This window comes from Halorubrum sp. Hd13, assembly GCF_002252755.1.
Classification (GTDB): domain Archaea; phylum Halobacteriota; class Halobacteria; order Halobacteriales; family Haloferacaceae; genus Halorubrum.
In genome coordinates, this window is the sequence record NZ_NHOY01000115.1 from 72,594 (window position 1) to 80,380 (window position 7,787).

Here is a 7,787-nt window from a genome sequence, read left to right on the forward strand (position 1 = left end):
CGCTATCGGTCGCGTAACCGGCGCCCGTACGCGTCGCGGCGGACGAGGAAGAGAGCGGTCAGTCGCCGGCGTCGACGTCGCCGAGAATCGTTCCGAGCAGCTTCCGCTCGGCGGTTCGGAGGTGGCGATTGAACGTAGGTTGGGTGATGTCCATCGCCGTCGCGACCTCCTCGCCGGTGCTCGCTCGCGGCCACTCGAAGTAGCCGCCGAGGTACGCCGTTTCGATCGCTTCCCGCTGCCTGTCAGTGAGTCCGTCGGAGAAGCCGGTCCGAGCGCCGGGACCGTCGCTCCCGGATCGGTCCCGACGGGAGCGGAGCTCGACGCGGTCGTACCGCTCCTCGAGGTGTTCGATTATCCGCCGCACGTCCACTGACCGCGGGAAGGTGGTCGTCAGTTCCACGCCGCCGGCGTCGGCGACCATCCGGCCGATACTCCCCCCGTGTGCGCTCACCCTGTCGGCCGCGGTGGCGCCGTTCACCGACGCCTCCAGGCGCCCGGTCGGTCCGCCGCCCATCTCGCGGATCGACTCCACGGCGCTCACCGACTCCGTCACGTCGGACCGGTCCCCGTCGCTGGTGAGGTACACCAGCGATCGACCGTCTCCCCGCGGGACGGTGCCCTCGACCCGGATCGGCTCCCCGAAGGCGGACGCGATCCGCGACAGGAGCGCGTCGGGGTCGTCGAGGCGCAGCTCCAGCTCCACGAGGGAGCCGGTTCGAAGCGACCGCCTGGTTTCCACGCTGCTGATGGCGTTCGCGACGTTGTCTCCGAGCTCGACGAGCAGGTCGCCGAACTCGTCGTCGAACACCGACCCCCGGTCGGCGTACACGGACAGGACGCCGTAACACAGGTCATCGTACGAGAGCGGGACGCTGACGACCGAGCGGTATCCGCGCGCGAGCGCTCGCTCCCGCCAGCGCTCGCGCCTGAGCCCGTCCGACACGTCGGACACGCGGACGGGCTCGCCCGTCTCGACGGCTCGGACGCCCGGGAGCCCGGCGGTGTCGGCGGAGCGGTCGCCGCCGTCGGCCCCCGGAAGCGGAGCGTCCTCGCGCCGGAGCGCCTCGAGGAAGCCGTCGGACTCGCCCGCCCGCGCCATCGGGGTCGGATCGCCGCCGGATCGGTACGTCTCCCCGACCCAGACGAACTCGACGGAGTCGGCCTCGACGAGCGTGTCGCAGACGGCTGTCGCGATCTCGTCGAGGGTGTCCGCGTCGACGAGCTCGCCGTTGATCCGCCTGAGGAGGTCGTTGAGCCCGTCGAGACGCTCCAGTCGCTGTCGGTTCCGGGAGAGCTCGGTCTCGCGCTCGACGCTGTCGAGGGCCGCGACGGCGTTGGCGGCCAACAGGCCGACCGGCTCCTCGACGTTCCCCGCCGGCTCCGCGGAGCCGAAGTCGACGCGGAAGAGGCCGTGTCCGTCGAGCGTCGCGTACAGGGTGCGACCGGACGAGTCGTCGGGCTCGGTCGATCGCTCGACCACCCGCCCAGTCGGAGCGACCGCGTCCGCGTCGGTCGACGGGTCACCGCCGGAGGGGTCGTCCCCCGCGGCGTCGGCGACCCGCTGGAAGTGCGGGGAGGCGTCGTCGTCCGTCCGGACCGATCGGGCCGTGTCGATCGTCGTCTCGGCGGCGTCGGACCCGGCGGTGAACGCCTCCCAGACCGGGCTTCCCGGCCCGCACGCGTCGTGGTCGCCGCCGGACGCGGCGGCGGGGACCAGCCTCGCTTCGGTCCGGTCGAACGAGTACGTCACGACGGCGGCGTCGGGCCAGACCGAGGCGATCACGTCGACGATCGTCTCGAAGATCGATTCCCCGTCGTCGGCGCGGAGGAGCCGCCGGGCGGAGCGGCTCAGTTCGCGGAGGGCGCTCTCGTTCCGCCGGGTGTCGGTCACGTCCCTGATGACGCCGACGCGCCCGCGACGGCCGTCGTCGAACTCGACCGAGGAGAACTGCGTCTCGATCGGCAGCAGTTCTCCCGACGCCGTCCTTATCGACGACTCGATCATGCCGATGTCGGAGCCGTCGCCGCGGAGCATCGCGAGGATCTCCTCGGCCTTTTCGAGCGTCTCGCTCCCCGCGACCATCGACGCGTGCGACCCGACGAGCTCCTCGCGGTCGTACCCCGTCATCTCCGTGACCGCCTCGTTGACCGACGTGATGACGAACGCCTCGTTCAGCGTGTACACGCCGTCCTCCAGCGTCTCGAGGATGCGGTTCGACCGCCTGAGGTCGCGGCGCAGCTCGAAGTCCCGGGTGGCGTCGGAGACGAGCACGCCGACGCCGCCGCGGCCCGGGACCGCCCGGAACTGGAGCGTCGTTCCGTCGCCGGTCGTGACCTCCGTCTCGGCGACCCGGTCGTTCCGCTCGGCCGCCTCGACGGCGTCCCGAAGCTCCGGACCGAAGCTCGGGTCCGTCTCGCGCAGGTCGGTGCCGACCGACGCGTCGTCGGAGCCGAGCAGGTCGTCGACCGTCGCGTTCGCGTCGGCGATCGCGTGCGAGCCGTCCGCGTACAGGAATCCGATGTCGGCCGTCGCGAGGAACTGACCGATCGCCGCCCGGTGGTCGGCGTCTCTCAGGTCCATCGACTCACCGTCGCGAATCGGCCTCCACCCCGGCCCGGTTTGAACACGACGACACGAGCGCCCGGGTACACATAAATCTCTCGTCACTTTCACGGAACACTATATTTCTCAGTGACATCAGTTCGAAATATCGACTGAGACGAGAGCCGGACCGGGAAACGACGGATGAAAATCCCGGTTACGGAGCTTATATTTTGCCAAATATTCATATGAAGTATCGTGATTGTCACGCTTTCGTACTTATTATCATAATAAAAATGTGGAACAAAAGCCTTAACTGTGTTATGGTGGTGTTTACTGACATGGCACCCGAAGCTCGCGGGAACGTGGCGAACGACGGATGGGGGAAACCGGACCCCGGAGAGTACAGCCGGCGTGTGAACGATGTTACGCTCCCCCCAACCGCGCGGGAGTTCGCGGATCGCTACGCTCGCGTCATCGGGGAGCGGGATCGGTTCCTCTGGAAGTGGATACACAACCTCTTCGATAAGTTCACGTTAACGTCGGTTCCGGGCCGAGAACGGTCGGCCGTGTACGAACACAAGACGCTGTTGACGATGTTCGTGACGGTCCTCGATGACTTGGCCGAAAGCGAGGGGGATCAGGGGACGTTCGCCGTCGGTCGCCGGATTCCGTTCGGCGTCGACGCGACCGAGCGGATAGACGGGACGTCCGACGAGATCGACTACGGCGTCCTCGAATACCTCGCGGATCTGTGGGAGACGATCGACGCGGAGGTCAGGGAGGCGCCGCGGTACGGGGAGTTCGTCGACGTCTTCGAGTACGACCTCCGGCAGACGTTCAACGCGATGGAGTACTCCGGGCTCGTGAACGACAACCCGGCGATGGCGAACCGCGCCGAGACGGAGCGTCACGACGCGTACAACATGACGATGTTCCCGTACGCCTGCGTCGACCTCATGCACTCGCCCTCGTTCGACCGGGCCGAGCTGGGCGCGCTTCGAAGCATCCTCTGTGACCTCCAGCAGATGGCGCGGATCGGGAACTGGATCACCACCTGGGAGCGCGAGCTCGGCGAGGGAGACATCAGCTCCGGCGTCGTCGTCTGCGCGCTCCGTCGCGGCGTAATCGACTACGAAGAAATCGTCGAGGCCGACGAGACCGCCATCGAGGGGCTGGTCGACCGGATCCGGTCGCACGGCATCGAATCGGAGTTCACCCGCGAGTGGGACCTCCGCGACCGGACGGTCCGGAAGCGGACCGCCGAGGTGGAGAGCGTCGACGCGGAGCAGATCGTCGACGGTATCGAGTCGGTGATGAACCACCACCTCGCGAGCGAGGGATACAAGTAACGTCGGCGGGGCAGACCGGCGCCGTCAGCCCTCAGGGGAATCGATCGGCGCCGTCAGTCCTCGGCAACGGCCTCTTCTCCCGTGTCCGCCGCGGCGGCATCCGCCGACTCCGAAAGGCGTTCGGCGGCCCGGTCGCGGTCCTCCGGGTACCCCACGTCGACGCGCCACCCGTCGAGGCGGAGCGCGTCGATGGTGCGGCCGGACTGGATGAGGAGGTCGATGGCGTCCGGCAGCTCGAACTCGCCGCGGTCGGAGGGTTGGACGAGGTGACACGCGTGGAAGATCGCGTCGGTGAACGTGTAGAAGCCGGTCATCACGAGGTTACTCGGGGGATCGTCTGGCTTCTCGACGACCTCGACGACCTCACCGTACTCGTTGGTGTCGAGCACCCCGTACCGGCTCGCCTCCTCGTACGGGACCTCTTCGACGAGGAAGGCGGCGTCGGCGCGCTCCTCCCGCTGTCTGTTGACCACGTCGGCGAGGTTCCCCCGGAAGACGTTGTCGCCGAGCATCAGCATGAAGTCGTCGTCGACGTGGGGCTCCGCCTGGAGGATGGCGTGCGCGAGGCCCAGCTGCTCCCGCTGGTGGGCGTACGTGATCGGGACGCCCTCGTAGGCGTCGCCGTAGCGGTCGATGATCTGCTCTTTCTTGTAGCCGACGACGACGACGAGTTCGGTCGCGCCGCAGTCGATGAGGTTATCGAAGACGTCCTCGATGAGGGGCGTCCCGTCGACCTCCACGAGCACCTTCGGCTTGTCGTCCGTGAGCGGGCGGAGACGCGTTCCCTTGCCGGCGGCGAGCACGACTGCTTGCATACGTGTAGCGTCCGATCGACCGAGCAAGAGTATACGCCGGATAACCGGCGAACGAACGGGGCAGACGCCGGCGGTTCGGCGGACGATCGGCCGAGACGCCGACGGCCGCGGTCGGGAGCAGGCGCGGACGGCCGGAGTCGGGTGAGGCGCCGACGGAGATATCGCTCCTATCGGCTCGGCGCTCGGCGGCGCGGTAACTGGCCATTGCCGTCGATGAGCGGGCGGATATGAGACGAATAACGATGTAGGGTGTTAGATTAGTTGACAGTATGAGCGGAACAGGGAACGACGACGGGCGGACCGACGGCGGGGTGACGCGACCGAGCGCGGAGCCCCCCGACCGGGGTCCGACGCTCGAGGGAACGGTCGTGCGGTACGACGACAAGCCGGACGAGTGCACCCTCCACCCGTCGGAGCCGACCGAGCGGGAGTGCACGACCGCGTGGATCACCGCCAAAGAGGGGAGCTACGTCTCCGCTGTCGCGTGGCGGTGAGCGGTCGGGACCGCGTCCGATCGGGCGGGCGGCAGGAGGCGACTCAGCGGTCGATGTCGGGTCGCCAGTCGTTCGGCAGTCGCTCGCGGTCGCCGTCGAGGCGGGCGATGAACGGTTCGATCCGCGAGAACGCCGAGCCGGCGGCGACGGTCCCAGCTTCGCGGTCCCACCGGACGACGTCGTGCTCCGCGAGCTTCGGCAGGTGGTTGTGGTTCAGCGACATCTCCACGGGCTCGGGTATCGACCCGTCGACGGTCTCCTCGACGGGGACCGGTTCGTCGCCCACGTCGTCGGCCACGCGGTCGTAAATCGTCAGCAGCACCGCTCGTCGATGCGCGTTCGAGAGGAGCGTCAGGCACGTGTCGGCGGTCAGCTCTTCGTCGGCGTTCCGGGGGCCCGTCACGCCGCTCACCTCTCCTCGTCGGCGCTGTCCGCCGGGAGAGCGTCTTCGCCGGCGCGGATACCCGTTATCGTCCGCGAAATGTGAGCTATCATACCAGACGAAACGGGAGTTTCGCCCATTAGTAACCACCACGTATCGGTTCGAAGCTGGACACCGAGCGCCGGTTGTCACTGCTTAACAATATCGTTACTCCGCTTACCTGAGAGATCATGAGCGCGCGGTTCCCCGCGGTCAGACGAAACGAGGGGTCATCGGCGCCGACACGGAGACCGAGACGGTTCGGGAGGTGGCTACCGTGACGGAGTTCACCGAGATCAGGAACGGGCGGATCGTCACGCCGTCGGGCGTCATCGAGGGCGGTCGCGTCGTCGTGGCCGGCGAGCGCATCGTCCGGATAGACCGGTCCGAGGGCGACGCGTCGGGCGGCGGGACGAGCGTCGACGCCGCCGGTCGGGTCGTCATGCCGGGGCTGATCGACCTCCACGGAGACGACATCGAGGGGCAGTTCGCGCCGCGGTCCGGCGCCGAGACGGACCCGACGGCCGCGCTCGCCACGACCGACCGCATGAACGTCCTCCACGGGGTGACGACGAAGTTCCACGCCCTCGCGTTCGAGGAGGCGCCCGACGACGGGCGGAGCCTCGAGAACGCGGCCCGCCTCGCCCGGACCGTCGACCGCGGGGCGGACACGCTCGGGGACAACCGCGTGCACGCGCGCTGCGAGCTCGCCGACGCGAGCGCCGCCGCGGTCGAGGAGCTGATCGCGGAGGTCGACGTCGACCTCGTGTCGGTGATGCACCACGCCCCCGGGGACGGCCAGTACGACGCCGAGTCGTTCGAGCGGCACTACGTCGAGGACCGGAACTGGCCGGTCGACGCCGCCGCGGCCGCCGCGGAGGAGCGGAGCGGGATGGACGCCGCGAGCCGGGACCGTCGGATCGCTCGGATCGTCGAGCTCGCTCGGCGCGTCGGCGCCCCGCTCGCGTCCCACGACGACGAGTGCCGGGCGGACGTCGAGACGATGGCGGACCACGGGACGGCGATCAGCGAGTACCCGCTCACGATCGACGCGGCCCGGCGCGCGAAGGAGCTCGGCCTCGCGACCGTGATGGGCGCGCCGAACCTCGTGCGCGGCGGGAGCCTCTGGGACAACCTGAGCGCCCGCGACGCGATCGAAGCGGGAGTCCTCGACGCCCTCTGTTCCGACTACCACCCGGCGTCGCTGCTCGCGGCGCCGTTCGTCGAGACCGGCGAGCCGCTGTCCGCTCGGGTCAACCGGGTCACGCGGAACCCGGCCGACGTCGCCGGGCTGCCGGACAGGGGACGGATCGAGGTCGGCGCCCGCGCGGACCTCATCGTCGTCGATCCCTCGCCGACCCCGACCGTCGAGCGAGCGATGGTCGCGGGGTCGGAGGCGATTCGAACCGGCGAGGCGACGGCGACCGAAACCCCGCCTCGGCCGGTCGGGCGCTGACCGGTCCGCCCGGCCCGACCGCGAGCGAGCGCGGGCCGGTCGACGGTCACACGTGTCGGATTAACAAGGTATGAACGCGCGTCCGCGTTCGGTCGGTGCCGCTATCCTGCGTATAGTAAAATGACCGCCTTCCCCTCCGAGAGGTATGACAGAACCCGAGACGGCGACCGACGTCAACCGCCGGTGCGGCCGGTGCGGGTCGGCCGTGAGTCGGAGATTCGTGCGCGTGTTCGGGATCGGCGACAGCGTCCACGGCTGTCTCGACTGCCTCCCGCGGAAGCGGCTCTCGAACGGCGAAGCCGCGCGACGAGAGGACGCGGACCGCGAACGCTCGTTCCGAGCGCCGTAGGCGGCCCCCGGGCGCGTGTCTCGGGGAGTCGTCGTCTCGGAGCGTCGCCGAGTCACCGGTCGCGACGGACGATCTCGCCGGGTTCCGTGTGCGCGTCCGCCGAGAGCGTCACCCCGGCGTTGATACCCGTCTGAATGCCGGTCTTCACGCGGGGGCCGAGCACCGCGCCGAACTTCCTGCGCCCGGTCGAGACGCGCTCTCCCTTCACCGTCGCGTCGACCGGCTCCCCGTCGTGTCGCAGGTTCGCGACGTTCGTCCCGGCGCCGAGGTTCACCGACGGCCCGAGGACGCTGTCGCCGACGTACGAGAGGTGGCCGACCGTCGCGTCCGCCATCAGGACGCTGTTTTTGATCTCCAC

7 protein-coding genes and 1 pseudogene are annotated in these 7,787 nt (G+C 69.1%); 4 read left to right on the forward strand and 4 right to left on the reverse strand.

Features of this window, described 5'->3' with window-relative positions; all coding sequences use genetic code 11:
- Window positions 1-58 precede the first annotated feature (58 nt).
- Entirely contained in the window at window positions 59-2,581 is a 2,523-nt protein-coding gene (locus DJ81_RS15785; protein ID WP_094590515.1) for a bacterio-opsin activator domain-containing protein, read from the reverse strand.
- Window positions 2,582-2,883: 302 nt separating this feature from the next.
- Between DJ81_RS15785 and DJ81_RS15790 the strand changes: the two genes are divergently transcribed.
- Window positions 2,884-3,894, forward strand: a complete 1,011-nt coding sequence (locus tag DJ81_RS15790; protein WP_094527242.1) for a hypothetical protein — start codon at window positions 2,884-2,886, stop codon at window positions 3,892-3,894.
- Window positions 3,895-3,947: 53 nt separating this feature from the next.
- On the opposite strand, the gene aglF is transcribed toward DJ81_RS15790, so the two are convergent.
- Window positions 3,948-4,709, reverse strand: coding sequence for a UTP--glucose-1-phosphate uridylyltransferase AglF (aglF, locus tag DJ81_RS15795; RefSeq protein WP_094527241.1), 762 nt, complete (start codon window positions 4,707-4,709; stop codon window positions 3,948-3,950).
- A gap of 269 nt (window positions 4,710-4,978) precedes the next feature.
- Between aglF and DJ81_RS15800 the strand changes: the two genes are divergently transcribed.
- Entirely contained in the window at window positions 4,979-5,203 is a 225-nt protein-coding gene (locus DJ81_RS15800) for a hypothetical protein (RefSeq protein ID WP_241881429.1), read from the forward strand.
- Between the two features lie 43 nt (window positions 5,204-5,246).
- Here the strand turns inward: DJ81_RS15800 and DJ81_RS15805 are convergent, their stop codons facing one another.
- Window positions 5,247-5,615, reverse strand: coding sequence for a hypothetical protein (locus tag DJ81_RS15805; protein ID WP_094527240.1), 369 nt, complete (start codon window positions 5,613-5,615; stop codon window positions 5,247-5,249).
- A 286-nt stretch (window positions 5,616-5,901) separates the two neighbouring features.
- Here DJ81_RS15805 and DJ81_RS15810 point away from each other — a divergent pair, with 286 nt between their 5' ends.
- Together DJ81_RS15810 and DJ81_RS15815 are read left to right on the forward strand one after the other, a co-directional pair.
- Window positions 5,902-7,080 (forward strand): alpha-D-ribose 1-methylphosphonate 5-triphosphate diphosphatase, encoded by a 1,179-nt coding sequence (locus tag DJ81_RS15810; RefSeq protein ID WP_094590521.1) that lies wholly within the window; start codon window positions 5,902-5,904, stop codon window positions 7,078-7,080.
- Window positions 7,081-7,225: 145 nt separating this feature from the next.
- The gene (locus tag DJ81_RS15815) at window positions 7,226-7,429 is read left to right on the forward strand and encodes a hypothetical protein (protein WP_094524649.1); all 204 of its coding nucleotides are present in this window, start codon (window positions 7,226-7,228) and stop codon (window positions 7,427-7,429) included.
- Window positions 7,430-7,481: 52 nt separating this feature from the next.
- Here the strand turns inward: DJ81_RS15815 and DJ81_RS15820 are convergent.
- Window positions 7,482-7,787 (reverse strand): annotated as a pseudogene (locus DJ81_RS15820) (glucose-1-phosphate thymidylyltransferase); the annotation flags it as partial.